The organism is Ochrobactrum sp. RH2CCR150 (assembly GCA_014138095.1).
GTDB classification, from domain to species: Bacteria; Pseudomonadota; Alphaproteobacteria; order Rhizobiales; family Rhizobiaceae; genus Brucella; species Brucella gambitense.
In genome coordinates this window covers 143,951-169,724 of record JACGXE010000001.1, presented here as the reverse complement: position 1 = coordinate 169,724, position 25,774 = coordinate 143,951, and the positions used below count along the sequence as shown (strand labels likewise).

The window sequence follows — 25,774 nt, the reverse complement described above, 5'->3', positions numbered from 1 at the left end:
TTTTCTTTTCTGCCAGTTTACCACCGGCGAAAACCGATTAAGTTCGTTTCCGAAAATGCTTCAGGGAGGGAACGGCATGAGCGAATTCGCAGTCATCACAGGCGGCAGCACGGGGATCGGCAGGCATCTGGTTACGGCCTTTGCCGAGGCGGGCTATGCGGTTGCTTTCAGCTACAAGGACGAGGACGACGCGGCCCAATCGCTGGTCGAGGCGATTGAAGCGGGCGGCGGTCAGGCGCTTGGGCTTGCCTGTGATGTTGGCGTTGGGGCGGAAGTCGATGCCTTCTTCGATGAAGCATGCAGCTGGTTCGGCGATGCGCCCGACGTGCTGGTCAATAATGCCGGTATCCAGACATGGAGTTCGCTGCTGGAGCTTGGCGAAGACGAGTGGGATGATGTCATCCGCACCAATCTGAAAGGGTGCTTCCTCAATACGCAGGCAGCAGCCAAGCGGATGGTGGATGCCGACAAGAGCGGTGCAATCATCAATATCGGTTCGGGCTGCAACAAGCTCGCTTTCCCGAAGCTCGTTTCCTACACGGCCTCCAAGGGCGGCATCGAACAGTTCACCAAAGTGTCGGCGGTGGAACTTGGACCGCACGGAATTCGGGTGAATTGTGTGGCCCCCGGCGCAATTCTTAATGATCGCACGGCGCTGGAACAGCCTGACTATGCAGGCACCTGGGCCAAGGTCACGCCATTGCGGCGGGTCGGTAGCGTCGAGGATCTGGCTGGGCCGGTGCTGTTTTTTGCGTCCGAGGCCGCACGCTTTGTGACGGGACAGACGCTCTGGGTCGATGGCGGCGTCTTCTCGCAGGCCAACTGGCCTTATGACAGGTAAGTTTTAAGTGGTGATCCCGACTGGATTCGAACCAGTGGCCTACAGATTAGGAATCTGTCGCTCTATCCTACTGAGCTACGGGACCGACCGTTAGAGCCATCCGCCTTTGCCAGCGATGCCAGCATGTTCGGATGTTTCCGACACATACTGGGTTTCATGGCGGTAGCCAACCCCGCAAAAAGCGGGGTAGGCGGATTTTCTTGGGTGCCGGTAGAGATCAGGCGGCGAGCGCCGTTTCGGCTACGGCTACGAAATAGCTGACGCCATAGGGAATGGCGTCGTCGTTGAAATCGTAGGCGGGATGATGCAGGCCCGGCGTATCGCCATTGCCGATGAAGATATAAGCGCCGGGGCGGGCCTCCAGCATGTAGGAGAAATCCTCCGCCGCCATCATCGGCTCGACATTGCCATTGACCTTGCCTTCGCCTGCAACGCCGGTGGCGATGCGCTCGGCAAATTCCGTCTGCGCATCGTGATTGAAGGTCACCGGATAGTTGTTCTTGTAGCGCACGGTAATCTCTGCGCCCGTGACGGTGGCGATGCCAGCGGCCACGTCGCGGATGCGGCGTTCAGCGAAAGCGCGCGTTTCCTTTTGCAGCGTGCGGACGGTGCCCGATAGCGTGGCCTTTTCCGGGATCACATTGTAAGCCTCGCCCGCGATAAACTTCGTGACCGAGATGACGAGCGAATCCAGTGGATCGGTATTGCGCGAAACGATGCCCTGCAAAGCCACCATCAGCTGCGAACCGGCCAGGATCGGATCGATGGTGCGGTGCGGCTGCGCTGCATGACCGCCCCGTCCGCTGACGAAGAGATCGAATTCGTCCGTCGCAGCCATGATCGGTCCCTTGCACATGGCAAACTGGCCGACCGGCAGACCCGGCATATTATGCACGCCATAGACTTCCGAAATGCCGAAGCGATCCATGACACCGTCTTCGACCATGGCAAGGCCGCCAGCGCCACCTTCTTCGGCGGGCTGGAAGAGCAGCGCGACCGAGCCGCGGAAATTGCGGGTTTCGCTCAGATATTGCGCAGCGCCCAGCAGCATGGAGGTGTGCCCGTCATGGCCGCAGGAATGCGCCTTGCCGGGGTTGCGAGACGCCCATTCGACACCGCTTGTTTCGGTGATTGGTAGTGCGTCCATGTCGGCGCGCAGGCCGATTGCCGGGCCGTCGCCGTGGCGGCCCTTGATGATGCCGACCACGCCGGAGCGTCCAACGCCGGTTTCCACATGGTCGCAGCCGAAGGCTTTCAGCTTTTCCGCGACGAATTTCGCGGTGTCGTGCACATCGTAGAGCAGTTCAGGATTCTGGTGTAGCTGACGTCGCCAGGCGGCGATTTCCGCCTGCGTTTCTACGGCACGATTAAGCACTGGCATTTCGGAGAGGCTCCCGTATTGGGTCTGTATGGGCTTGGGCCAACATGGCCCAATGTGGCATGGGTAGGTGTGATTTGAAGGAAACAGGATATGACGTTTCGGTGAAATCCGGCAATCCCTGTTTGCCTTTTCCTCGCCACATGGCATAGATAAGAGCAACGCAAATCCTCCTTATATGACCGAAAGTGTCGTGTGTCGTCCTGATGGCGATTTGGAACCATGGAATTGGACCGTGCAAACGGAGACCCGCAGAAATTGCGGGCCATTATTGATTGGAACTGCGCAATGTTGTCGAAGTCGTTGAAAATCCTGGTTGCTGCCGCAGCAATGACTGGCACGGCGATGGGAGCGGCACTGGCCAATCCGTCAATCGCCGTCGATGTGGCAACCGGCAAGGTTTACGCCCAGCAGGATGCGTTCCAGCGTTGGTATCCGGCTTCGCTCACCAAGCTGATGACAACCTATGTCACGTTTCGCGCGCTTCAGTCCGGTCGTATGACACTTGAATCTCCGGTACCGATGACGGTTCGCGCCGCCAAGGAGCCGCCGAGCAAGATGGGCTATAAGCCGGGCTCCGTGATGACGCTCGATACCGCGTTGAAGATCATGCTCGTCAAATCCGCCAATGACGTTGCAGTCGCCGTGGGCGAAGCTGTCGGCGGCAGCGAGGCGGGCTTCGTTCAGCTCATGAATGCCGAAGCGCAGCGTCTCGGCATGGTCGGATCGCATTTCGCCAACCCGAACGGCCTTCACGATCCGAACAATTATACGACCGCGCGCGATCTGGCGGTTCTCGCCGTGCAGCTGCGTCGTGAATTCCCGCAATATGCGCATTATTTCTCGACCGAGGCCATCGATCCGGGCGCGGGCAAGAAAGTTCAGGCCAATTACAACATTCTGCTGGGCCGCTATGACGGCGCCGATGGCATGAAGACTGGTTTCGTCTGCGCTTCGGGCTTCAATCTGGCTGGTTCCGCGACCCGTAATGGTCGCACCGTTCTCGCCATCGTGCTCGGCGCGGATCGTCAGGAAACGCGTGCCGTTCAGGCTGCGCAAATGATGACCGATGCTTTCCGTGACAACACATCCGGCGGTGCGACGCTTGCAACGCTGCGGCCAACCGCAGGCGGCAATCTCAATGAGGCTGTCGATATGCGCAAGGCGATCTGCAGCCAGCAGGCCATGGCCGATCGCTGGGACGGTCGCGATGTCGAAGGCAAGCTGAAGATCAACTCGCCCTATATTCACGCCATGGATCACGATCCGGTTGCCGTGCAGGTCGGACTTGTTTCCGAACCGGGCCCGGTCACCAAGCCAAGCCAGCTCCACATCTCGCAGGTGCCTGTGCCAATGCCGCGCCCGCAGCGTGCAGCGGGTGTGAAAACAACCGCGATCAACTGATCCACCACGACATTGGGCTGGTATTGTCAGCCCAACTCATCGTGCTCCTGAAGTGTCGCGCCCTCAAAGTGTGAAGTGTTTGCCATGCCAAATCCTATTCCCGTTTCCGTGTTGACCGGCTTTCTGGGCTCGGGCAAGACGACGCTGCTCAACCGGCTTCTGAAGGATCCGGCCTTGAGCGATACCGCCGTGATCATCAATGAATTCGGTGAGGTGGGCATCGATCATCTGCTGGTCGAACAAGCCAGTGAGGGTGTTATCGAGCTGTCCGACGGTTGCCTTTGCTGCACGGTGCGCGGCGAACTGGTGGATACACTGGCCGATCTTATCGACCGCTTGCAGACCGGGCGCATCAAGGCGCTGAAGCGGGTCATCATTGAAACAACCGGCCTTGCCGATCCAGCACCTGTCCTGCATTCGATCATGGGGCATCCCGTGCTGATGCAGGCTTTCCGTCTTGATGGCGTGCTGACGACCGTCGATGCTGTCAACGGTATGTCGACGCTTGATAATCATGAGGAAGCGGTGAAGCAGGCGGCGATGGCTGACAGGATCATCCTGACCAAGTCGGATTTGCCCGAAGCGCAAGCAGGTTTGGCGGCGCTGAAAGCGCGTCTCAGAGCGCTTAATCCGGGTGCCGAAATTCTGACGGCAGGCGATGAGCGCACCGGCTTTGCTGCTTTGTTTGAGTGCGGATTATACAATCCTGAGACCAAAACGGCGGATGTACAGCGCTGGCTCAAGGCGGAAGCCTATGAGGATGATGACCACCATCACGACCATGCGCATCACCATGATCACGGGCACGATCATGACCATGTTTGCGGCCCGGATTGCGACCACGACCATGATCATAGCCACGGTCACGATCATCACCATCATCATCACCACCATGACGATGCCATCCGCTCGTTTTCGTTGCGGCACGATGCGCCTATTCCGCTTTCGACCTTCGATATGTTCCTTGATCTCTTGCGTTCAACGCATGGCGAGAAGCTTTTGCGCGTCAAGGGCATCGTGCAGATTGCTGAAGACCCGGAACGTCCCGTCGTGATCCACGGCGTGCAGAAGATTTTCCATCCGCCAGCGCGCCTGCCGCAATGGCCGCAGGGCGAGAAGCAGACGCTTCTGGTCATGATCGTGAAGGACCTGCCGGAAAGCTATGTGCGGGAACTATTCGACGCGTTTCTGGGTCGTCCGAGCCTTGACCGGCCAGACCGTGCAGCGCTGATGGAAAATCCGTTGGCAATTCCGGGCTTTTCACCAAAGCATTGAGTTTTATTTCTTTCGAATCAGGAAACGTTGCACGGTTTCACTGCGCTCATGTTCAATGAGCGCGTGGCCTTCCTGTGCGCAAAAATGCGGAAGATCGATACCGGAAAGTGGGTCGGTCGCCTCCACCCAAAGCTGCGCGCCACTCGGCATTTTCTCTAGACGATGACGGGTTTTCAAAACCGGAAGGGGGCATTTCAGCCCCCTCAGGTCATAAACGGGAATCTGCGCCTCGGCGGGGGTCAGTTGCCGACGATCTTCCACCATGGCTTTTTCGCTTCCGGTGCAGCCACAGGTGCTGGCTGATCGATATTCTGGGCAACCGTGCTTCCGGTGGTGACCGGCGAAACGTCGGCAGGTATTGCCGGATTCTGCTGCGGCGTCGGCACCGAAGCGGTCGAGGGTGATTGCGCCGGAATGGCTGGAACAGCAGCGGGAGCCGCGATCGGAGCCGTTGCAGTCGGTGCTGGCGTTGCCGCAATTGCAGTAGCCGTCGGCTGGGATAGAGCCGGCGTGACAGGACGAATATCTGGTGCACCAGCCTTTTCAGCTGAAGTCGGCGTGAGCGAAGGCGGTTCACGCGTTACCTTTTCGCCGCGTGCGCGTGCAGCGCTCCAGGCCGAAACGAGCTTGGCTTCGGTCAGGCCCTGGATCGACGGAGCAGGAGCCTTCTGCGACGCGCTGAAGGCGCTCTGGAAGGTCTTTTCATACGACGTATAGGCCGTCGACATCGCATCGGTGTTGGCCGATGGCGGGCAGGCATCCGCAGCCGAAAGAGGCTGGCCGTCCGGCGACGCGACGTTGAACACGTAGCGCTTTTCACAAACGTCCACCTTCGGCGGAACCTTGGTCACTTCGAAAGCGTCGTAACCCTGCTTCAGCATTTTCCAGAAGCCGTAATTCGGGTCGCTCTTGTAACGGGCCATGTTGGCCGCAGTCATGCGGAACGGGAAAGCCTGAATCTGGAAGTCGCGCTGGCCGCCCTTGAAGGCGTCGCGTCCAAAAGCGTAGATTTCAGAGACGCTCTCATCGGTCATTGAATAGCAGCCCGATGACGAGCACGCGCCATGCACCATCAGGTTCTGGCCCGTGCGCCCGTTGGCGCGGTCATAGGCGTTGGGGAAACCGATGTTGAAGGCGAGATAATAATTGGATTTCGGATTCATCTGCCCGGGATGGACGGTGTAGAAACCTTCCGGAGCCTGACGGTCACCCTCGATATATTTCGGTCCAAGCTTGCCCGACCATTTGCAGATCTCATAAGAGGCAATCTGGTCGTATTTGCCGTTGTTCTTCTGTTTCCAGACTTCGAGAACGCCTTCTTCCTTGAAGATGCGCACGGTGATTGGCGAGGTGCGGGTCATGCCCTTCGCCTTCATCTTGGTCACGATCTTTTCGGGAAGCGGCTTTTCAGCGCGCAAGCTCAGGTCGGATACGGACGAGCCCTGACACCCCGCGAGAAGCGCGGTTGCCATGACGGTTCCAAGTATTGCGGTTCTGATCTTCATATAGCATCGATTTTGTTAGAACGGTGCAAGAGACGATTTCCTGCTCGGATGATTTTGACAACCAAACCTTACGGTATCGTTTACAAATCCTTGCTTGGATATCTAAAAATTAACGCGACGGCAATATGGCGGAAATGACGTGAAGATGCAAATCCGGGACGTGAAGAACATCCCGGATGAAAAATGGCAAACAGGCGAGGTCTTTATTAAAGATTCCGACCGATCTGGAGGAATTTCTGACGGCGTTCCTGCTTCAGCGTCTCGCCGTCGATATCTTTCATCGAGCGTAACGATGCCGTGATCATGTCGCCCGCCGCATCAATGACGGCTTCCTTGCCGCGATGCGCGCCGCCGAGCGGCTCAGGAATGATGCCGTCGATGACCTTGAGATCGAACAGATCCTGCGCGGTGATGCGCATGTTGGAGGCGGCATCCTTCGCACGGGTGGAATCGTGCCACAGAATCGAGGCAGCGCCTTCCGGCGAGATGACCGAATAGATCGAATGTTCGAGCATATAGACGCGATTGGCGACGGCAATCGCGATTGCGCCGCCCGAACCACCTTCGCCGATGATGATCGAGACCACCGGCACGCGCAGACGCAGGCATTCGGCGGTGGAGCGCGCAATGGCTTCCGCCTGGCCGCGTTCTTCGGCGCTGACGCCCGGATAGGCGCCTGCCGTGTCAACCAGCGTGATCAGCGGCAGCTGGAAACGGTCGGCCATTTCCATGATGCGGACGGCCTTGCGGTAGCCTTCCGGACGGGCCGAGCCGAAATTGTGCTTCAGGCGCGTCTTGGTGTCCGAGCCCTTTTCCTGACCGAGAATGGCAACCGGCTGTCCGTTGAAACGCGCAAAGCCTGCCTGCAGAGCCTCGTCATTGGCGAACTGGCGATCACCGGCCAAAGGCGTGAATTCGGTAAACAGCCGGTCGATATATTCGAGGCAATGCGGACGATCCGGGTGACGGGCGATCTGCGCCTTCTGCCACGGGGTCAGCTTGCGATAGATATCTTTCAGCGCATCAGCCGAACGCTTCTCGAGACGGCGAATCTCGTCGCTCATCTCAACGCTGCCTTGTTCCTGCGCAAGCTTCTTCAGCTCAAGAATCTGGCCTTCGAGATCGGCGACGGGTTTTTCAAAATCGAGATAGTTGTACATCGGGCCTGACTGTTCGTGCGTTTCCAACGAGATCGCCGCAATTGCGTGCCTGAAGAAGGCTGTTTTACGGCGCCTTACATATTCACTGCGGGCTCAACTTGCAAATTTTGCTTTTCTCATAACCGGAGCAGGCTCAATCGGCAAGCGGATGATGTTCGCTGACCAGTTTATGCAGCCTTTCCTCAAGCACATGCGTATAAATCTGCGTGGTCGAGATATCTGCGTGGCCGAGCAATTGCTGCACTGTGCGCAAATCTGCGCCATTTTGCAAAAGATGGCTGGCAAAGGCATGGCGCAAAACATGGGGCGAAATGGCTGCGGCGGAAAGATTGGCGCGGGCTGCCAATCCCTTCAATTCGCGGGCAAAAACCTGTCGCGCCAGATGTCCGCTTTCCGAAAAGGCCGGAAACAGCCATGGGTTCTCGTCACTGGCGGGCAGGGAATCGCGCAAGGTCAAGAACGCCTGCAACGCATCGCGCGCCTTGGGCGAGAGCGGCACCATGCGGTCCTTCGAACCTTTGCCGCGCACCAACAAAAAACGGTGATCGGTGCGCGCAACGCGTACCGGCAGGCCCACCAGCTCTGAAACACGCAAGCCGGTCGCGTAGAGTGTTTCGATCAGCGCATGTAGCCGCAGCGCCTTGATACGCTCGCCTTGCTCGGTGGCTTCGCTTGCTTCCAGTGCGGCACGGTCGAGAAGGCGCGTGACCTGATCGACGCTCATGATTTTTGGCAGCGGCTTTTGCTTCTTCGGCGCATCGATGACCCCGGTGGGGTCGTCCTGACGATAGCCTTCCGAATAGAGAAACCGAAAGAACTGACGCAACGCGGACAGGCGGCGCGCTTGCGATGTCGCAGCAAAGCCTTCCGTCGCCATGCCGTCCAGAACAGAGCGGATATGATCAGCCTGCGCTTCTGCGAGATTGATGCCGCGCTCGCCCAGCGCTTCCGCGGTCATGGTAAGGTCGCGGGCATAGGATTCAAGCGTATTGCCTGCCGCGCCCCGTTCAGCGCTCATCATTTCAAGGAAATTTTCAATCGCCAGCGATGCGCGCATCGTTATTCCTGTGAGGGCGTGGTGGTTTCAGCTGCTGGCACATCGGTCGAGGCCGTTCCGTCAGCCGAAGGCGCTGGTGCGATTGGCACAGGCTTCAATTTGGAAGCTGGAATTTCCACCCTCATTTCCTGTGTCTGCGGCTGGACAAAATTCGCAAGCGCATACATCGCAGCATAGGCAATGGCTGCGATCACGACGACGAAAGCGATGAGGCGCGTCAGCGTAGGCATGTGTCGTTTATGATGCGCCATTGCGGTGAAAGCAAGAATGTCGATGGCATCGCTGCAAAAAGCCTCCATTCCTGCTTTCAGATTCCATGAAAGCAATTGACGTCGCCCGGTTTTTCATGTGGAACCATCCCAAATGGATGAGGTTGATGAGCAGCATAGAAAAACAAGCCAATACGCATGAGAAGGCGGGGCTCCATGGGCGGGCCGACGCTATCCGTGGTCTGCTCGGTACGAAGGTTCTGGTGCTGGTCGGCCTGATGGGCGCTGGCAAGTCTACCATTGGCCGCAAAATGGCTTCGATGCTCGGTCTTCCTTTTCGTGATGCCGACACGGAGATCGAAGCCGTCTCGCGCATGACGATTCCCGAACTGTTCGAAGCCTATGGCGAGGTTGAATTCCGCGACCTCGAACGCCGGGTTATCCTGCGTCTTCTCGATGACGGCCCTATGGTGCTTGCTACCGGCGGCGGCGCCTACATGAATGCCGAAACGCGCGCCGCTGTCTCCGCTGCCGGCATCTCCATCTGGCTCAATGCCGATATCGATGTGTTGATGGACAGGGTTTCACGCCGCCAGAACCGGCCGCTTCTTCGCAACAGCGATCCACGCGCCGTGATGCAGAAACTGATGAACGAGCGCTATCCCGTTTATGCGCTTGCCGATCTGCAAATGATGACGCGCGAAGAGAAGAAAGAAATCATCGCCGATGAGCTGATCGAGGTTCTCGCGCAGCATCTGGAAAAACGGCAGTTCGCGGACTGATAGTCTTAAGTGAGGGCTGCCTCGCAGACATCGGACCACCGGCAAATCGACTGGAGAATAAGCATGAACGCGCCTTCGTCCGCACATGACAGTGTCACCGTACCGGTTTCGCTGGGAGAGCGCTCTTACGATATCCTCATCGGCAAGGGCCTCGTTGACCGTGCGGGGGCGGAAGTTGCCAAGCGGCTGAAGGGCGCGCGCGTTGCCATCGTGACCGATGAGAATGTCGCCAAGGCGCATCTCGAACGGCTGGTGGCGAGTTTCAATCAGGCGGGCATAGAAGCGACGCCGGTTGTTGTCGCACCCGGCGAAAAGTCCAAATCCTTCGCGACACTTGAAACCGTCACCAACGCCATTCTGGCCGCAAGGCTGGAGCGCGGCGATGCGCTGGTGGCTTTTGGCGGCGGTGTGGTGGGCGACCTGTCCGGCTTCGTGGCGGGGATTGTGCGTCGCGGCATGAACTTCGTGCAGATGCCAACCTCGCTTCTGGCGCAGGTGGATTCGTCGGTTGGCGGCAAGACAGGCATCAACACCGCTTATGGCAAGAACCTTGTCGGCGTCTTCTACCAGCCGCAACTGGTGCTTGCCGACACGGACGTGCTGGATACGCTGAGCCCGCGTGAATTCCGGGCCGGTTATGCCGAAGTCGCCAAATATGGACTTATCGACCGCCCGGATTTCTTCGCTTGGCTGGAGAAAAACTGGCAGGACGTTTTTGCCGGTGGTGCGGCGCGAACCGAAGCGATTGCCGAATCCTGCCGTTCCAAGGCTGCCGTGGTGGCGCGCGACGAGCGAGAAACGGGTGACAGGGCGCTTCTCAATCTCGGCCATACATTCGGCCACGCGCTGGAAACAGCCACGGGTTATGATTCCAGCCGTCTGGTGCATGGCGAGGGCGTGGCCATTGGCATGGCACTGGCGCATCGTTTCTCGGTGAAGATGAATCTGGCCGGTGTGGAAGCGGTGGAGCGGGTCGAGGCGCATCTGAAGGCTGTTGGCCTCCCGACCGCGCTGTCCGATGTTCCGGGTGGCCTGCCGCCTGCTGAAAAGCTGATGGACTATATCGCGCAGGACAAGAAAGTGGCGCGCGGTGCGCTCACCTTCATCCTCACGCATGGTATCGGCCAGTCCTTCATCGCCAAGGATGTGCCGCCTGCTGCCGTGCTGGAATTTCTGAAGGAACGTCTGGCTACCGCATAATTCTCATAGCGCAACCGGTCGGCGCGGACGGAAAAGGAGATCGATGGAATGGTTTTCGAACTCTGGATCATGTGCGGGATCATCCTGCTTTGTGTCATTCTGTCGGCCTTTTTCTCCGGTTCGGAAACGGCGCTGACCGCCGCATCCCGTGCGCGCATGCACTCGCTGGAAAATCAGGGCGACGAGCGCGCCGAAGTGGTACAGCAATTGATCGGCAGGCGCGACCGGCTGATCGGCGCGCTGTTGATCGGCAATAATCTCGCCAATATTCTCGCATCCTCGATCGCCACCAGTATTTTCCTGACCTTCTTCGGCGATGCCGGTGTGGCCTATGCCACCATCGCCATGACGGTCATTCTGGTCATTTTCGCGGAGGTGCTGCCAAAATCCTGGGCCATTTCCGCGCCGGACCGCTTTTCGCTGGCGGTGGCGCGCGCCGTTTCCGTGGTGGTCTCGGTGATCGGTCCGATTTCGACGGCGATCAACTGGATCGTGCGCACGATCCTGCGGCTGTTCGGTATCAATCTCGCGGCCGGCCGCTCGATGCTTTCGGCGCATGACGAATTGCGGGGCGCGGTGGAAGTGCTGCATCGCGACGGTTCGGTGATCAAGGAAGACCGCGACCAGCTGGGCGGTCTTCTCGATCTCAAGGAGCTGGAAGTCAGCGACGTCATGGTGCACCGCACGGCGATGGGAACCATCAACGCCGATGCGCCCGCCGAGCAGATCGTCGGCGATATTCTGGCGAGCCCGCACACGCGCATGCCGGTCTGGCGTAACGATATCGACAATATCGTCGGCATTATTCACACCAAGGATCTGGTGCGGGCACTTTATGATGTCGATAATGACTTCAGCCGCATCGACATCATGAAAGTGGCGAGCAAGCCGTGGTTCGTGCCGGACACGACCACCTTGCAGGACCAGCTGAACGCCTTTTTGCGCCGCAAGGCGCATATCGCCATCGTCGTGGATGAATATGGCGATGTGCAGGGTCTGGTGACGCTGGAAGATATTCTGGAAGAAATCGTCGGCGATATTGCCGATGAACACGATATCGACATGCAGGGTGTCCGCCTGCAACCGGACGGTTCGTTCATTGTCGACGGATCACTGCCGATTCGCGATCTCAACCGGGCGCTCGACTGGTCGCTGCCTGATGAGGAAGCGACGACGATTGCCGGACTGGTCATTCATGAAACCCAGTCGATTCCGGAAGTGAAGCAGGCCTTCACCTTTCACGGCAAGCGGTTCTCCGTGTTGAAAAAGGAAAAAAACCGCCTGACGCGTCTGCGTATCGTAACGCTCGATGCTGATGGAAAACCAATCGTCGCTGTTGGTATTCTGCCGCCGCGTACTTAAATGGGCTGGATCAGCGGCGCGTCGGTTCACCGGGCGCGGACGGTTCCAGCGCCAATGCATGAACGCCGTTATTCAGTTCGTCCTTGAGGACTTCGTTGATGGCGCGATGGCGCTGAACGCGACTCAGGCCCGTAAAGGCATCGGAGACGATACGAACACGAAAATGCGTCTCGCCCGAGCCGTCGAAAGCTGCATGATGATCGCTGTCGTGATGATGATGGCCAGCGTGAAGATGGCTTTCATTAATGATTTCAAGCCGTTCTGGCGCGAAAGCTGTTGTAAGCTTTGCTTGCATCACGTCTTGTTTGCTATTGTGAATGGACATTTGGGCTGGTTCTCCCCATATACACGCTGTGCTTCATATAGACTCAAGCCCCGACGGCCCAAGGTGGGGCAAATCCGCACAGGAAACTAATCCGCTTCAAAATTTCGCCCTGTTGAAATGGCTAAAAGCCCAACCGGACGAAATGTCAATTCTTGTTTAGCAACCCCTTAATCCGCATAATTGATTCGATGACCACGAACTCCAAACTTTTCGACAGTATCCGCATTCGCCCGAAGAAGACGCAACAGGCCAAGTCCAGTGGCCCCTGCTGTCAATGGGACGGTTGTGACAAGCCCGGCACGCATCGCGCGCCGGTCGGACGCATGCGCGAAGGGGAATATTTTCACTTCTGCATCGATCACGTGCGGGAATATAATAAGAATTTCAACTATTTCTCCGGCCTCGCCGATGGAGATATCGCCAAGTTCCAGAAGGACGCCGTCACCGGCCATCGTCCAACCTGGTCCACGACGGCGAATTCGACGGCGAAGGCGCGCACCTCGCCGGACGTGGCAAAGATGCGTTCCGGATCGGCCTCTTATCACAACCGTATTCGCGATCCGTTCAATTTCGTGAAGGAAGCCAAGGGGCAGGAACCGGGGGCAACAGCCAAGCGCAAGCCGCGCACGCTGGAAATCAAAGCGCTCGCTACACTCGGACTTGAACCAAATTCGACTAGCGATAAGATTAAGGCGCGCTATAAAGAGCTGGTAAAACAGCACCATCCCGATGCGAATGGTGGTGACCGCGGTTCTGAAGAGAGATTCCGCGATGTCATTCAGGCTTACCAATTGCTCAAGCAGGCAGGTTTTTGCTAGAGCATGAGGAATTGGCCAGTCTTGAACTGGCCGGTTTTGATTGATTAAGTCGAGCTGTGGCTCAAGCCGCATTTATGCGACGCCAGATGTTGTCATTTGGCTGCAAAATGCTCTGACGGACATTCTCCTGCCGTGCTGCCAAGCGCGGATTCAAGCATGGATGCCCGCAACGAACGACGGAAGGGGCATACCACCGGCTTGCCGGACATCATGCCCCGGATGATACTTGGATGTCGCGGCCGGACAGTCCTGCCGCCCTGGAGGCATGATGAACAAGGTTGAGCGGGATATAGCCAATTTGCCGGATACGATGGTTTCGGTGCGTGAAGTGTTCGGAATTGATTCCGACATGAAAGTACCGGCCTATGCGGCGGGCGACTCCTATGTGCCGGAGCGTGATCCGGATTATCTTTTCGACCGTCAGACGACGCTCGCGATCCTGGCCGGTTTTGCCTATAACCGCCGCGTGATGGTTTCGGGCTATCACGGCACGGGTAAATCGACCCATATCGAACAGGTCGCATCGCGCCTGAACTGGCCTTGCGTCCGCGTCAATCTCGACAGCCATGTCAGCCGTATCGACCTCGTCGGCAAGGACGCCATCGTCGTCAAGGACGGTGTGCAGGTCACGGAATTCAAGGAAGGCATTCTGCCCTGGGCTTACCAGCACAATGTCGCGCTTGTGTTCGACGAATATGATGCCGGTCGTCCGGATGTGATGTTCGTGATCCAGCGCGTGCTGGAAACGTCTGGCCGCCTCACGCTGCTCGATCAGAGCCGCGTTATTCATCCGCACCCGGCTTTCCGTCTGTTCGCGACCGCCAATACGGTGGGTCTCGGCGATACGACGGGCCTTTATCACGGCACGCAGCAGATCAATCAGGCGCAGATGGACCGCTGGTCCATCGTGACGACGCTGAACTATCTCCCGCACGACAACGAAGTGAACATCGTTCTCGCCAAGGCCAAGCAATTCCAGAATGCGGAAGGCCGCGAGATCGTCAACAAGATGGTTCGCGTTGCCGACATGACCCGTCAGGCTTTCATCAACGGCGATCTTTCGACCGTGATGAGCCCGCGTACCGTCATCACCTGGGCCGAAAATGCGGCGATCTTCGGCAACGATATCGGCTTCGCCTTCCGTCTGACCTTCCTCAACAAGTGCGACGAACTGGAACGTGCGACGGTGGCTGAGTTCTATCAGCGCGCCTTCGGTACTGAACTGCCGGAATCGGCAGCCAATATCGTTCTGGCCTGATGCTGTTCTCCTGAAGGCGGAATCGCTTTCGGGCAAAGACATGCATGAGGAAAATTGACGATACCTGTCGCCGCTATGGCGGCAGGGCCTTGATTTGATGGGAAGCAGGATAGGCATATGTCAGGCCAGATGTCAGGAATGGGCGACAATTCGCGCGAGCGCAAGCCGGGGCCAGTGGACTCCGAGCCGTTCAAGCGCGCGGTAACGGCTTGCATGCGCGCCATTTCCGGCGAAAACGAGCTGGAAGTGGCGTTCAGCAACGATCGCCCCGCTCTGACGGCCAATCGCGCCCGACTGCCCGACCTGCCGAAGCGCCCGACCGCACATGATATTGCGGTTACGCGTGGCCTCGGCGACTCGATGGCGTTGCGTCAGGCGCGCCATAATCCCCGCATTCATGCGCAGCTTGCACCGGAAGGCAAGCAGGCGCGCGCCATTTATGACGCCGTCGAGCAGGCCCGTGTCGAGGCTATCGGCGCGCGCGCCATGGCAGGCGTTGCCGACAATCTGTCGACCATGCTGGCAGACAAATATGCCAAGGCGAATTTCTCCGCTGTCACGGACAAGGAAGATGCACCGCTTGAAGAAGCGGTGTCGCTGCTCCTGCGCGAAAAGCTGACCGGACGGGCGGCACCAGCCGAAGCCGGTCAGGTGCTGGAGCTGTGGCGCGACTGGATCGAGCAGAAGGCTGGCGGTGATCTGGCGCGTCTCGGTGAAAATCTCGACGACCAGCAGGCTTTTGCGCGCACTGTGCGCGATATGCTCGCATCCATGGATATGGCTGAAGAGCTGTCGCAGGAAGAGCCGAGCGACGATCAGGAACAGAACGAAGAACAGACGCCGGATTCCGACGAAAACGAGGAAGGCGGCGACGAGAGCCAGGAAGGCTCCGATTCCGCGGAAAGCGAAGAATCAGACAGTTCGAGTGAAGAAGGCGAGCAGGGCGAGATGGATGCCGCCGATGCATCCGCCGACGATATGGATGACAGTGAGGATATCGACGCGGAAACGCCGGGCGATACGCGCCGTCCCAATCAGCCTTTCGGCAATTTTGCCGAGCAGATCGACTACAAGGTTTTCACACGCGAATTCGACGAGGAGGTCGAGGCGACAGACCTGTGCGACGAGGCCGAACTGGATCGCCTGCGCGGCTTCCTCGACAAGCAGCTTGCCAATTTGCAGGGCGTGGTGGGCCGTCTGGCCAACCGTCTCCAGCGCCGCCTGATGGCGCAGCAGAGCCGCTCCTGGGATTTCGATCTGGAAGAGGGGTATCTCGATTCGGCGCGCCTCGTGCGTATCGTGATCGATCCGACGCAGCCTCTGTCCTACAAGATGGAGCGCGACACGGATTTCCGCGATACGGTCGTGACGCTGGTTCTGGATAATTCTGGTTCCATGCGTGGTCGCCCGATCACGGTTGCGGCCACCTGTGCCGATATTCTGGCCCGTACGCTGGAACGTTGCGGCGTCAAGGTGGAGATTCTCGGTTTCACGACCAAGGCCTGGAAAGGCGGTCAGTCGCGCGAAGCGTGGCTGTCACGTGGCAAGCCAGCCAATCCGGGCCGTCTCAATGATCTGCGCCACATCGTCTATAAGAGCGCTGACGCGCCATGGCGTCGTGCACGGCGCAATCTGGGCCTGATGATGCGCGAGGGGCTCCTCAAGGAGAATATCGACGGTGAGGCGCTCATCTGGGCCCATCAGCGCCTGTTGGGCCGCCCCGAGCAGCGCAAGATCCTGATGATGATCTCGGATGGTGCGCCGGTCGACGATTCGACGCTGTCGGTCAATCCGGGCAACTATCTGGAACGCCATCTGCGCGCAGTGATCGAAGAGATTGAAACGCGTTCGCCGGTCGAGTTGATCGCTATCGGTATCGGCCACGATGTGACGCGCTATTACCGTCGCGCCGTGACGATCGTCGATGCGGAAGAGCTGGCAGGCGCCATGACCGAGCAGCTTGCGTCACTGTTCGAAGAGCAGGGCGCGGCGGCAGCCGGTAACGGCAAACGCCGGGCTGGTGGAAGACGCTAAAATAAAAGGGGCTCGTGAGCCCCTTTTTTATGCCTTCTCTACAGTCGCTCGACCTGATGAATAAAGCGACGGGGCGAAAATGGCGAGGATCGCGCCATAGGGAATCAGCATCAGCGTTCCCATGATGACCTTCACGAAGAAATCGCCAAAGGCGAGCGATCCCCAGAGCGGCACCCCGAGGCCGAGGAACGAGGCCGGTTCCGTCAGTGACGAATCAGGCATTCCGGTCAGCACATCGATCCATGCGAATTGCGCCGCAAAAGCGATCGAGAAGAACAGGATTGTGTCCAGTACCGAGCCGAACATGGCGGCGGCAAAGGGCGCCTTCCACCAGGTCTTGCGACGCAGGCGGTCGAAGACGGTGATGTCCATCAGCTGTGCCAGCAGAAAGGCCGAGCCTGAAGCGATGGCGATACGCGGCGTTGCCAGCCAGATCGACATCACAACACCGAGCACAAAACCGGCATAGACGACCTTGCGCGCGGCGGCTGGACCGAAGCGACGATTCGTCAGGTCATTGACCAGAAATGCGACTGGGTAGGTGAAGGCGCCATAGGTCAGCACTTCGCCAAGACCGAAATGCTGAAAGGGATACTGGACCAGAATATTCGACGCGGCGACCGCAACGCACATGGCCAGTACAGCCGGCAAAAGCCGGGAAAATGCAGGATTCTCAATAGGCATTTTTTTATCCTGGGTGATGGAACCAGCAAAAAAGGCCGACAAACTGTCAGCCTTTTTTGTCAAATCTTCAAGACTGTCTTTATTCAGCGCATATTTCCGAAAACCATTCGGGATGTGCGCTGTGCTCTGTCTGAAGCAAAATCCAATTTGAAAGGCTAAGGGGCCCTTCAGGATTATTGCTTAGGCAGCAACAGCTTCAGCCTGCTTCTTCGCGATCTGGCGCTTCAGAAGACGAGCGCGCTGCGACAGTTCCTTGTCGTCCGACTTGGCAAGGAAAGCGTCGAGGCCGCCGCGATGTTCAACCGAACGCAGAGCGTTGGCAGAAACGCGCAGACGATAGCTCTGGCCGAGTGCTTCGGAGATCAGCGTAACGTTGCAGAGGTTCGGCAGAAAGCGGCGACGCGTCTTGTTGTTCGCGTGGCTGACATTGTTGCCGTACTGGACCGACTTGCCGGTCAATTCACAAGCGCGGGACATTTTGGTCTCACCTTCAATTTTGTTTCCGGCCCTTTTCGTTTTCTTCGAAAAGCGAAAAGGTCCCTCGTTTTCTGTTCCTCGCAATCCCTAAGCAAAATGCTTCGCACTTTTGCTGGAATTGCTCAGGCCCCGACCCGAATGTCCGAATTCAAGCATTCAAAGCAACTTAATGCTGCTGGCGCGCGATTTCGGACAGGCGGCCTATTGGGAAAGTCGCGTTTCTATAGTGACAGGAGCGCTTGCAGTCAAGTGAGATTCCGCCGCGATGCCGTAACAGCGCGGTTTTACGGCATTCGCATCGCCTTCACGAAACGTTGCGATCATAACTTCGCCGGTTTTGCCTGTTGCACAGATACTGTATCGAAGAATCTCTCGCAACTTTTTGACAGCTCAATGTGGTTGAAAACCATAGGCCGCCACTTCCGGGCCGGGACGCAGAAAGGAACGCCGAATATGATCGAGCCGCCATTTTTATCGAAACCTGTACGGAATCGGCTGAAAGGGCTTGTTCTGTTGTCATGCGCTGGTTTCGCGCTGAGCGCAGGGGCAGCACAGGCGGACGATCTCTACAGAACCGATTACGAAATATCGATTTTCGGCCTTTCCATCGCGCGCGCCGCCACCGAGACAACGGTTAGCGGCTCCCGATACAATCTGAACGGCAATTTCAAGACTTCCGGCCTCGCGCGCGTTTTCGATGATACCGCCGGAACAGTGCATGTCACCGGCAATGCGGTGAAAGGGAAGGTCATCCCGAGCACTTTTGATCTCAATTACAAGCACGGACGCAAAAACAAGCGTACGACCATCCGATTTGCCAATGGCAATGTCGTGGCTGCGGAAAACCAGCCCCCGGTGAAAAAGCGCGATCCATGGGTGGAAACGTCACCGCAGGATCTGCTGAATGTCAGCGATGCGCTAAGTGCACTGATGATTCCCGCCACTGACCCAAGTTCGGTCTGCAATCGCACGCTGAGCGTGTTTGACGGGCAGACGCGGGCCGATATCAAGCTTTCCTTCAACGGCACCGAATCGTTCACCGCCGATGGCTTTACCGGCGAGTCGGTCATCTGCTCGGCGAAGTTCATTCCGATTTCCGGCTATCAGAAGGGCAAGAAGTCGATCGACTATCTGGCCAATAAAAGCCGGATCAGTGTTTCCTTCGCCTCATTGGGCGATTCGGGCATCTATGCGCCGGTCGTTGCGCGAATCGGTACGCAGATTGGAACACTCAAGATTTCCGCCTCGCGCTTCGAGAAGGTGAACTAGAGCCTCAGTGTGCCGGATGCAGGCACTCATCATGATTGCCCAGAATCTCGATCACCCGGCATTGGTCGATGCGGCCATGGGCGGTGCATTCCAGCATTCGCTGCAGTTCCGTCTTCAGGGACAGCAGCTTGGCGATACGATGCTCGACCTCAATCAGCCGGGCGCGGGCGATAGCATCGGCCGTGGCGCATGACTGATCCGGATTATCCTGCAAGTCGAGCAATGTGCGGATTGAATCCACTTCAAAGCCCAGATCGCGCGCGTGGCGGATGAACAAAAGACGCTCAACATCGCTCTTGTCATAAAGGCGGCGGTTGCCCTCCGTGCGCGGGGGCACCGGCAGCAGCCCGATCTGCTCATAATAGCGGATGGTTGGCACTTTGACGCCGCTGGCCTTTGAGGCTTCGCCAATGGGTAAACTGCTCATCATTTTTCTCTTGCTCCTCTAGTCACTAGAGGATGTAGACCTTGTTCAGGACAATTCAAGAGTGCTCCGAAAGGGCAGGTCATGAATAAGGCAATAAACCAGATTCGCTTTCGCGTGGACGGCATGGACTGTGCGTCCTGCGCGACCAAGATTGATACCGCTATCCGTCGCGTGCCGGGCGTGGAGGACGTCTCCGTTTCGGTGACCGCAGGCACGATGACCGTGCAACATGATGGCAGCAGCGATCCGGATAGCATGGAAAAGAAGGTGCGCAGTCTCGGCTATGGCGTCGAACGGCTGGCTGGTGAAAAGCGGGCCGAAGCGCACACGCATACGCATGACCATGATCATGGAAGCTGCAGCGGTCATGATCATGGTCACGGCGATGATCACGATCACGGCCATGAGCATGAAACAGCGCAAGAACCGGTAATGGCGGCATCGGCCAACAGCTACCGTTTTCAGGTGACAGGCATGGATTGCGCTTCCTGTGCTGCGAAGATCGACACGGCGGTGCGCCGCGTTGCGGGCGTCAGCGATGTGTCGGTGTCCGTGACCAATGGGACCATGACCGTCAATCACGACGGCTCCGCAAACAGTGACGAGATTGCCGGAAAGGTGACGGGGCTTGGTTATAAAACCGCGCTTGCTGACACACCGTCTGTAAACGCGCCAAAAGCCAGCACACCGTCAAAGCCCCTGCCATGGTGGCGGACGGATAAGGGCCGCACAATGCTCATCTGTGGCGGCGGTCTGGTGGCGGCTTATGTGATCGGTCATATTTATCCGCCGGTCGCTCTGTGGGCCTTTACAGCGGCAATGCTGATCGGTCTCGTACCGATTGGCTGGCGCGCCTATATGGCTGCGATTAACGGCACGCCGTTTTCCATCGAAATGCTGATGACGATTGCCGCCATTGGCGCGGTCTTCATCGGTGCGACCGAGGAAGCGGCGGCGGTCGTGTTTCTGTTCCTTGTCGGCGAATTACTGGAAGGCGTGGCGGCGGGCAAGGCCCGGGCCAGCATCCAGTCGCTGACGACCCTTGTCCCGAAGACGGCCTTTCTGGAGCGCAACGGCGCGACCACCGAAGTTGCTGCCGACAGCCTTGCGGTAGGCGATATCATTTCCGTGCGTCCCGGTGACCGTATGCCGGCGGATGGTGAAATCCTGTCCGGTGAAAGCGCCATCGATGAAGCGCCGGTTACCGGCGAAAGCACCCCGGTTGGCAAGGCCGCAGGCGGTACTGTCTTTGCGGGCACAATCAATGGCGATGGTTTGCTGCGTGTGAAAGTCACGGCGGCAGCGCAGGACAACACCATCGCGCGCGTCGTGCGGCTGGTGGAGGAGGCACAGGAAGCCAAGGCCCCGACCGAGCGTTTCATCAACCGCTTCTCGACCTATTATACGCCCGGCGTGGTGGTGGTTGCCGCACTGGTGGCTATTCTGCCGCCTCTGGTGGGTGGTGCCGAATGGGGCGAGTGGATCTATAAGGGCCTTGCGATCCTGCTGATCGGCTGCCCTTGCGCGCTGGTCATTTCCACACCGGCTGCAATCGCTGCGGCCCTGTCGTCGGGCGCCCGGCGCGGCCTTCTCATGAAGGGCGGCGCCGTGCTTGAAACCATTGGCAAGATCACCGCCGCCTGTTTCGACAAGACCGGCACACTGACAGAAGGCAAGCCGAAGGTTACGGATGTCCTTGCCGGTGCTCTGCCGGAGGATGAAGTGTTGCGCCTTGCGGCATCGCTCGATGCTGGCTCAAGCCATCCGCTTGCGCTGGCCATCGTGTCGGCAGCGGAAGAGCGCGGGTTGAAGCTCTCTCCAATCGCGCAGGGCAAAGCCCATGGCGGCAAGGGCGTTTCCGGCGTTGCGGATGGGACCGAGCTTTTTCTTGGGTCGCGAAAGGCTGCAAATGAAGTGGCAACTGTTCCCGATGAACTGGCCGCACGCATCGCTGCCTGCAACGACGAAGGCAAGACGGTTTCGGTACTGGTCGCCGGTGGCAAGATTGCTGGCGCTATCGCCATGCGTGACGAACCGCGGGTTGACGCCATTGCCGGGCTTAAAGCGCTGAAAGATGCCGGTATTCGCACGGTTATGCTGACGGGTGATAATCGCCGCACAGCTGAAGCCATCGGGCGCGATCTGGGCATCGACGTTCGCGCCGAATTGCTGCCCGAAGACAAGCAGCGCATTGTCGGAGAATTGCGGGCTGACGGGCAGATCGTGGCCAAGGTTGGCGACGGTATCAACGATGCGCCCGCTCTCGCAGCCGCCGATGTTGGCATCGCCATGGGCGGCGGCACGGACGTGGCGCTCGAAACTGCCGATGCAGCGGTACTGCATGGTCGGGTCAGCGATGTGGTGGCGATGGTCGATCTGTCGAAGCGCACCATGCGCAATATTCATCAGAATATCACCATCGCGCTCGGTCTGAAGGCTGTCTTCCTGGTTACCACCCTGCTGGGCATTACCGGGCTGTGGCCCGCCATTCTGGCCGATACCGGCGCAACCGTGCTGGTGACGATCAATGCGCTGCGACTGTTGAGGCAGAAAGCCTGACTGGCTCCAGCCCCCTCATCCTGAGGAGCCGTTGAAAACGGCTCCTCAGGATGAGGGGGAAGCACCGGTCAGGATGAGGGCGCGCGCTGGGTGCGAGGAGAGACCTACTCGCCGATCAGATCGCGGATGCGGTCACCGTATTGCTTGCCGAAGGCGACGTGTTCGGGATTGATTCCCTTCACTTCGTCGACAAGCTGGTCTTCTTCTTCCGCGTCGACTGCGGCAAGGGCACTCATCATGGCGAAATAGGCGAGAAGATAATCACGCGGCGCAATGCTCTGCGCTTTCATCAGTTCGACGACCTGTGGGCGCGATTCGATGCTTTTCACCATGGAATCCATCGAAGGCTGCGCATCCTGCCCCTCTTCCGAGGTGGGCGAAAGCTGCATCCGTTCCAGTTCGCCGTGGATCTTTTCCATGCGCGTCAACAGGTCTTCCGTCAGCTTGAAATTGTTGATTTCGGCTGGCGTTTCCGGCGGCGTGGCGATCGACAGAATGTCTTCCGCATAAGCGATTCCGGCAGAAGCAGGCAGAACAACAAGCGACAGGCCGAGCAGGGCGGCGCGGTTCAGGCTTTTGAAGCGGGAAAAGGTCATCGTCGTCTTATCCTAAAAGCATAATCCCGAAAAGTTGCAGACTTTTCGGACAAGATTATGCGTGAAACAATTGTGTAGAGCCGTCGCCAGAGGCGATGGTTCTAAAACATGTCTTTGCGCTTGCGAATCTCTGCAAACACGGCTTCGTCGGGCGCATCCTGCATGCCAAGGCGGGCACGAATGCGGCTATCATGCCAGCGCAGGAAAGGATTGGTGGCCATTTCGAGGCTGATGCTCGACGGCAAGGTCATTTTGTCGGCAGCGCGAAGGCGTCCGATTTCCAGCGCCCGTTCTTTCAGTGCGGAATTATCCGGATCGATGGTCAGCGCAAAACGCGCATTGCTTTCGGTATATTCATGGCCGCAATAGACGGCAGTATCGCCGGGCAGGGCGACCAGCTTTTGCAGCGACTGAAACATTGTAGCGGGTGTTCCCTCGAAAAGTCGTCCGCAGCCAAGCGCAAACAACGTATCTCCGGTGAAAACCGCCTTGGCGTCCGGGATGTAATAGGAAATCTCGCCCGCCGTATGGCCCGGCGTCGCGATAACCCTGACCTTGAAGAGCCCAAAGGTGAATTCGTCGCCGTCGCGAACCGTTCGGTCGATGCCGGGGATTTTGCTCTCTTCAACTGCCGGGCCGATGATGCTGAGGCCGAATTTCTTTTTCAGCGCAGCATTGCCCTCGACATGGTCGAGGTGATGATGTGTGGTAAAGATGAAATCCAGCGTCCAGCCGCGCCGTTCAAGCGCTGCTTCAATGGCATGGGCGTCGGGCGCATCGATGGCCGCAGTCAGCGCACTGACCGGGTCGTGGATCAGGACACCATAATTGTCACTGCGGCAGATGAATTGTTCGATATCAAGCTGTTGTGCGATTTCGACCATGCCGCGATTCCTTCAATTCCCACTGTTCGTATGACTATGATGCGGGCTTATTGTCCTCTGTCAATGAATGCTTCTGGATAAGCGGCATTTGTAAAAGCGTGAAGACAACGGTGATGGGCATGATGCCCCAGACCTTGAACGAAACCCACGCATCGGTGGAGAAATTGCGCCAGACAACTTCGTTGGCGACGGCCAGAAAGATGAAGAACAGGCCCCAGCGGAAGGTAAGCTTCTTCCAGCCCTCGGCATCAAGCCGGAAGGCCGAATCAAACACATAGCCCAGAAGCGATTTGCCGAAGAACAATCCGCCGAGGAGAATCGCACCGAACATCGTGTTGACGATGGTGGGCTTCATCTTGATGAAGGTGTCGTTGTGCAGCCAGAGCGTCAGCGCGCCGAACACCAGAACAACGATGCCGGAAATGAGCGGCATGATGGGCAGCGTGCGCGTCAATGCCCATGAGATGCCAAGCGCAATCACAGTCGCGACCATGAAAAGGGCGGTGGCCAGAAAGATCGGCTCGCCGATGGAGGCCAGCGCCGGAAAGCGTTCGATCAGCGTTTCGCCGCGCGCATTGGCGAAGAAAAACACCAGAAGCGGCCCCAGCTCCAGCACCAGCTTGAGAAGCGGCGGTACCTGCCTGCGCTCGACTTCGCTCTTCTGCGACGGATCGCGTTCGAAGACGGGGTGCTCCATCAGGCAACTCCTGCAATGGCGCGGGCAAATTCATTGGCCGCAAATGGTTCGAGGTCATCGACGCCTTCGCCGACACCGATGAAATAGACCGGCAGCTTGTGCTTGGCCGAGATGGCGACAAGAATGCCGCCCCGTGCCGTGCCGTCAAGCTTGGTCATGACCAGCCCGTTTACACCAGCGATATTCTTGAAGATTTCGACCTGATTGAGCGCGTTCTGGCCCGTCGTGGCGTCGAGTGTTTGCAGCACCGTGTGCGGTGCTTCCGGGTCGTGCTTGCCGAGCACGCGCACGATCTTGGCAAGCTCATCCATCAGTTCGGCCTTGTTCTGCAAGCGTCCGGCTGTATCGATGATGAGCACGTCGCTGCCTGCGTCGCGTGCTTTTTCCCAAGCGTCATAGGCAAGTCCCGCCGCATCTGCGCCGAGCTTGGACGAGACAACGGGTGCGCCTGTGCGCTCGCCCCAGATATGCAACTGTTCGATGGCTGCTGCACGGAAAGTATCGCCCGCTGCGAGCATGACCTTGAGGCCGCCCGCTGTCAGCTTTGCCGCGAGCTTGCCGATGGTCGTTGTCTTGCCGGTGCCGTTGACGCCGACAACCAGAATGACATGGGGCTTGTGCGAAAGGTCGAGTTCCAGCGGCTTGGCGACGGGGCCGAGCACTTTCTCGATTTCCGTGCTCATGATCGAGCGCACTTCATCGCTCGAAACATCCTTGCCATAGCGCCCGGAGGCCAGCGCATCAGTAACGCGCATTGCGGTTTCAAGGCCAAGATCGGCCTGGATCAGCACATCTTCCAGATCCTGAAGCGTGTCTTCGTCCAGCTTGCGCTTGGTGAAAATGCCGCCGATGGATTCGCTGAGCGAAGAGGATGAGCGCGACAGACCGCGCCGCAAACGCTCGAACCATGACAGTTTCGGCTCGGTCACAGGGGCGGCGGGCGCTTCTTCCGCCTGTTCCTCGACCGCCTTTGAAACCTTGACCTTCTTCGGCTTGGTGGGCGCAGGTTCTGGTATGGCTTCCGCTACCGGCTCGTCTGCAACGGGTGCAGGAATTTCGACAGGCTTCCGCTCTTCAGGCTTTTCCGGTTCTGGTACAGGCGCAGGAGCCGGTTCTGGCTCTGCTTCGGGTTCCGGCGTGGCCTCGGGCTCGGGTTCTGGCTCAATAAATGGCGGTTCGATCACAGCCGGTTCCATGACCGGCGGCTGCTCGATTGGAATTTCGATTTCCGCGACAGGATGTTCCGGCTCGGGCTGCTCTTCGACAACGTCCTCGACCGCAGGTTCCTGCACCTTCTCGGCGGGCGCTTCGACAGGTTCAACAACTGGTTCCGGCGTGGCGCGGGCTGCCGGTTCTTCGGCAATCGGAGCTTCCGGCTCTGACTTTGCCTCTACGGCTGCTTCTTCCGGTACTTCAGCCGGTTTCGGCGCTTCCGGCGCAGCGGGCGCTTCCGGTTCTGGCGCTGGTATGGCTTCGGTAACTGCGTCGGGGGCCGGTTGATCCACCGGTCTTTCCTCGACCTCCTTCTTGCCGAAGGAGAACATTCTCTTGATGAAACCGATTGCCATGGATT

At 58.3% G+C, this 25,774-nt stretch carries 25 protein-coding genes and 1 tRNA gene; 11 read left to right on the top strand and 15 right to left on the bottom strand.

Annotated features, from left to right (window positions below):
- Window positions 1-76: 76 nt before the first annotated feature.
- Window positions 77-841, top strand: coding sequence for an SDR family NAD(P)-dependent oxidoreductase (locus tag FHW03_RS00755; RefSeq protein WP_182518925.1), 765 nt, complete (start codon window positions 77-79; stop codon window positions 839-841).
- 8 nt (window positions 842-849) lie between these two features.
- Here FHW03_RS00755 and FHW03_RS00750 read toward each other — a convergent pair.
- Both FHW03_RS00750 and FHW03_RS00745 read right to left on the bottom strand, forming a co-directional pair.
- A tRNA-Arg gene (locus FHW03_RS00750) sits at window positions 850-926 on the bottom strand.
- A 132-nt stretch (window positions 927-1,058) separates the two neighbouring features.
- Window positions 1,059-2,222, bottom strand: a complete 1,164-nt coding sequence (locus FHW03_RS00745) for a M20 aminoacylase family protein (RefSeq protein WP_182518924.1) — start codon at window positions 2,220-2,222, stop codon at window positions 1,059-1,061.
- Between the two features lie 285 nt (window positions 2,223-2,507).
- Here FHW03_RS00745 and FHW03_RS00740 point away from each other — a divergent pair, with 285 nt between their 5' ends.
- Together FHW03_RS00740 and FHW03_RS00735 are read left to right on the top strand one after the other, a co-directional pair.
- Window positions 2,508-3,623 carry a D-alanyl-D-alanine carboxypeptidase family protein gene (locus tag FHW03_RS00740; RefSeq protein WP_182518923.1) on the top strand — a complete coding sequence of 372 codons (1,116 nt, stop codon included), beginning with the start codon at window positions 2,508-2,510 and terminating at the stop codon, window positions 3,621-3,623.
- Between the two features lie 84 nt (window positions 3,624-3,707).
- Window positions 3,708-4,898, top strand: a complete 1,191-nt coding sequence (locus FHW03_RS00735; RefSeq protein WP_182518922.1) for a GTP-binding protein — start codon at window positions 3,708-3,710, stop codon at window positions 4,896-4,898.
- Between the two features lie 3 nt (window positions 4,899-4,901).
- On the opposite strand, the gene FHW03_RS00730 is transcribed toward FHW03_RS00735, so the two are convergent.
- The 5 genes from FHW03_RS00730 to FHW03_RS00710 form a co-directional block, all read right to left on the bottom strand.
- Window positions 4,902-5,159: a sulfurtransferase TusA family protein gene (locus FHW03_RS00730; RefSeq protein WP_377514028.1), complete on the bottom strand. Its 258-nt coding sequence runs from the start codon at window positions 5,157-5,159 to the stop codon at window positions 4,902-4,904.
- The gene (locus FHW03_RS00725) at window positions 5,138-6,403 is read right to left on the bottom strand and encodes a murein L,D-transpeptidase family protein (RefSeq protein WP_182518920.1); all 1,266 of its coding nucleotides are present in this window, start codon (window positions 6,401-6,403) and stop codon (window positions 5,138-5,140) included. The genes FHW03_RS00730 and FHW03_RS00725 overlap by 22 nt, the downstream gene beginning before the upstream one ends.
- Window positions 6,404-6,609: 206 nt before the next feature.
- A complete protein-coding gene (locus FHW03_RS00720) occupies window positions 6,610-7,563 on the bottom strand; it encodes an acetyl-CoA carboxylase carboxyltransferase subunit alpha (protein ID WP_078337594.1) in 954 nt (317 codons plus the stop codon).
- A gap of 133 nt (window positions 7,564-7,696) precedes the next feature.
- A complete protein-coding gene (gene xerD / locus FHW03_RS00715; RefSeq protein ID WP_182518919.1) occupies window positions 7,697-8,620 on the bottom strand; it encodes a site-specific tyrosine recombinase XerD in 924 nt (307 codons plus the stop codon).
- A 2-nt stretch (window positions 8,621-8,622) separates the two neighbouring features.
- Window positions 8,623-8,850, bottom strand: a complete 228-nt coding sequence (locus FHW03_RS00710) for a hypothetical protein (RefSeq protein WP_182519405.1) — start codon at window positions 8,848-8,850, stop codon at window positions 8,623-8,625.
- A 146-nt stretch (window positions 8,851-8,996) separates the two neighbouring features.
- On the opposite strand from FHW03_RS00710, the gene FHW03_RS00705 reads away from it, so the two are divergent.
- From FHW03_RS00705 to FHW03_RS00695, 3 genes are all read left to right on the top strand, one after another.
- The gene (locus FHW03_RS00705) at window positions 8,997-9,611 is read left to right on the top strand and encodes a shikimate kinase (RefSeq protein ID WP_182518918.1); all 615 of its coding nucleotides are present in this window, start codon (window positions 8,997-8,999) and stop codon (window positions 9,609-9,611) included.
- 63 nt (window positions 9,612-9,674) lie between these two features.
- Window positions 9,675-10,811: a 3-dehydroquinate synthase gene (aroB, locus tag FHW03_RS00700; RefSeq protein WP_182518917.1), complete on the top strand. Its 1,137-nt coding sequence runs from the start codon at window positions 9,675-9,677 to the stop codon at window positions 10,809-10,811.
- A 48-nt stretch (window positions 10,812-10,859) separates the two neighbouring features.
- Window positions 10,860-12,173 carry an HlyC/CorC family transporter gene (locus FHW03_RS00695; RefSeq protein WP_182518916.1) on the top strand — a complete coding sequence of 438 codons (1,314 nt, stop codon included), beginning with the start codon at window positions 10,860-10,862 and terminating at the stop codon, window positions 12,171-12,173.
- 10 nt (window positions 12,174-12,183) lie between these two features.
- Here FHW03_RS00695 and FHW03_RS00690 read toward each other — a convergent pair whose 3' ends face one another.
- Entirely contained in the window at window positions 12,184-12,498 is a 315-nt protein-coding gene (locus tag FHW03_RS00690; protein ID WP_138784144.1) for a BolA family transcriptional regulator, read from the bottom strand.
- Between the two features lie 188 nt (window positions 12,499-12,686).
- Between FHW03_RS00690 and FHW03_RS00685 the strand changes: the two genes are divergently transcribed.
- The 3 genes from FHW03_RS00685 to cobT all read left to right on the top strand — a co-directional run bounded on the left by FHW03_RS00685 (window position 12,687) and on the right by cobT (window position 16,608).
- Window positions 12,687-13,316 (top strand): J domain-containing protein, encoded by a 630-nt coding sequence (locus FHW03_RS00685; RefSeq protein ID WP_078337587.1) that lies wholly within the window; start codon window positions 12,687-12,689, stop codon window positions 13,314-13,316.
- A gap of 268 nt (window positions 13,317-13,584) precedes the next feature.
- The gene (gene cobS / locus FHW03_RS00680; protein ID WP_182519404.1) at window positions 13,585-14,574 is read left to right on the top strand and encodes a cobaltochelatase subunit CobS; all 990 of its coding nucleotides are present in this window, start codon (window positions 13,585-13,587) and stop codon (window positions 14,572-14,574) included.
- Between the two features lie 117 nt (window positions 14,575-14,691).
- A complete protein-coding gene (cobT, locus tag FHW03_RS00675; RefSeq protein WP_182518915.1) occupies window positions 14,692-16,608 on the top strand; it encodes a cobaltochelatase subunit CobT in 1,917 nt (638 codons plus the stop codon).
- A 27-nt stretch (window positions 16,609-16,635) separates the two neighbouring features.
- Here the strand turns inward: cobT and FHW03_RS00670 are convergent, their stop codons facing one another.
- Complete coding sequence (locus tag FHW03_RS00670) at window positions 16,636-17,292, bottom strand: VUT family protein (RefSeq protein ID WP_182518914.1); 657 nt, start codon at window positions 17,290-17,292, stop codon at window positions 16,636-16,638.
- 180 nt (window positions 17,293-17,472) lie between these two features.
- On the bottom strand, window positions 17,473-17,769 hold the full coding sequence (gene rpmB / locus FHW03_RS00665) for a 50S ribosomal protein L28 (RefSeq protein WP_182518913.1): 297 nt from the start codon (window positions 17,767-17,769) through the stop codon (window positions 17,473-17,475).
- Window positions 17,770-18,222: 453 nt separating this feature from the next.
- Between rpmB and FHW03_RS00660 the strand changes: the two genes are divergently transcribed.
- A complete protein-coding gene (locus FHW03_RS00660) occupies window positions 18,223-19,038 on the top strand; it encodes a DUF3108 domain-containing protein (protein WP_182518912.1) in 816 nt (271 codons plus the stop codon).
- 4 nt (window positions 19,039-19,042) lie between these two features.
- On the opposite strand, the gene FHW03_RS00655 is transcribed toward FHW03_RS00660, so the two are convergent.
- On the bottom strand, window positions 19,043-19,465 hold the full coding sequence (locus FHW03_RS00655; RefSeq protein WP_182519403.1) for a helix-turn-helix domain-containing protein: 423 nt from the start codon (window positions 19,463-19,465) through the stop codon (window positions 19,043-19,045).
- Between the two features lie 81 nt (window positions 19,466-19,546).
- Here FHW03_RS00655 and FHW03_RS00650 point away from each other — a divergent pair, with 81 nt between their 5' ends.
- Window positions 19,547-22,024 (top strand): heavy metal translocating P-type ATPase, encoded by a 2,478-nt coding sequence (locus tag FHW03_RS00650; protein ID WP_182518911.1) that lies wholly within the window; start codon window positions 19,547-19,549, stop codon window positions 22,022-22,024.
- Between the two features lie 104 nt (window positions 22,025-22,128).
- Here the strand turns inward: FHW03_RS00650 and FHW03_RS00645 are convergent, their stop codons facing one another.
- The 4 genes from FHW03_RS00645 to ftsY all read right to left on the bottom strand — a co-directional run bounded on the left by FHW03_RS00645 (window position 22,129) and on the right by ftsY (window position 25,769).
- Window positions 22,129-22,620, bottom strand: coding sequence for a hypothetical protein (locus FHW03_RS00645; protein WP_182518910.1), 492 nt, complete (start codon window positions 22,618-22,620; stop codon window positions 22,129-22,131).
- A 101-nt stretch (window positions 22,621-22,721) separates the two neighbouring features.
- Window positions 22,722-23,504 carry a hydroxyacylglutathione hydrolase gene (gloB, locus tag FHW03_RS00640; RefSeq protein WP_182518909.1) on the bottom strand — a complete coding sequence of 261 codons (783 nt, stop codon included), beginning with the start codon at window positions 23,502-23,504 and terminating at the stop codon, window positions 22,722-22,724.
- A 34-nt stretch (window positions 23,505-23,538) separates the two neighbouring features.
- Window positions 23,539-24,201 carry a septation protein A gene (locus FHW03_RS00635; protein WP_182518908.1) on the bottom strand — a complete coding sequence of 221 codons (663 nt, stop codon included), beginning with the start codon at window positions 24,199-24,201 and terminating at the stop codon, window positions 23,539-23,541.
- A complete protein-coding gene (gene ftsY, locus FHW03_RS00630; protein ID WP_182518907.1) occupies window positions 24,201-25,769 on the bottom strand; it encodes a signal recognition particle-docking protein FtsY in 1,569 nt (522 codons plus the stop codon). The genes FHW03_RS00635 and ftsY overlap by 1 nt, the downstream gene beginning before the upstream one ends.
- Between the last annotated feature and the right edge of the window lie 5 nt (window positions 25,770-25,774).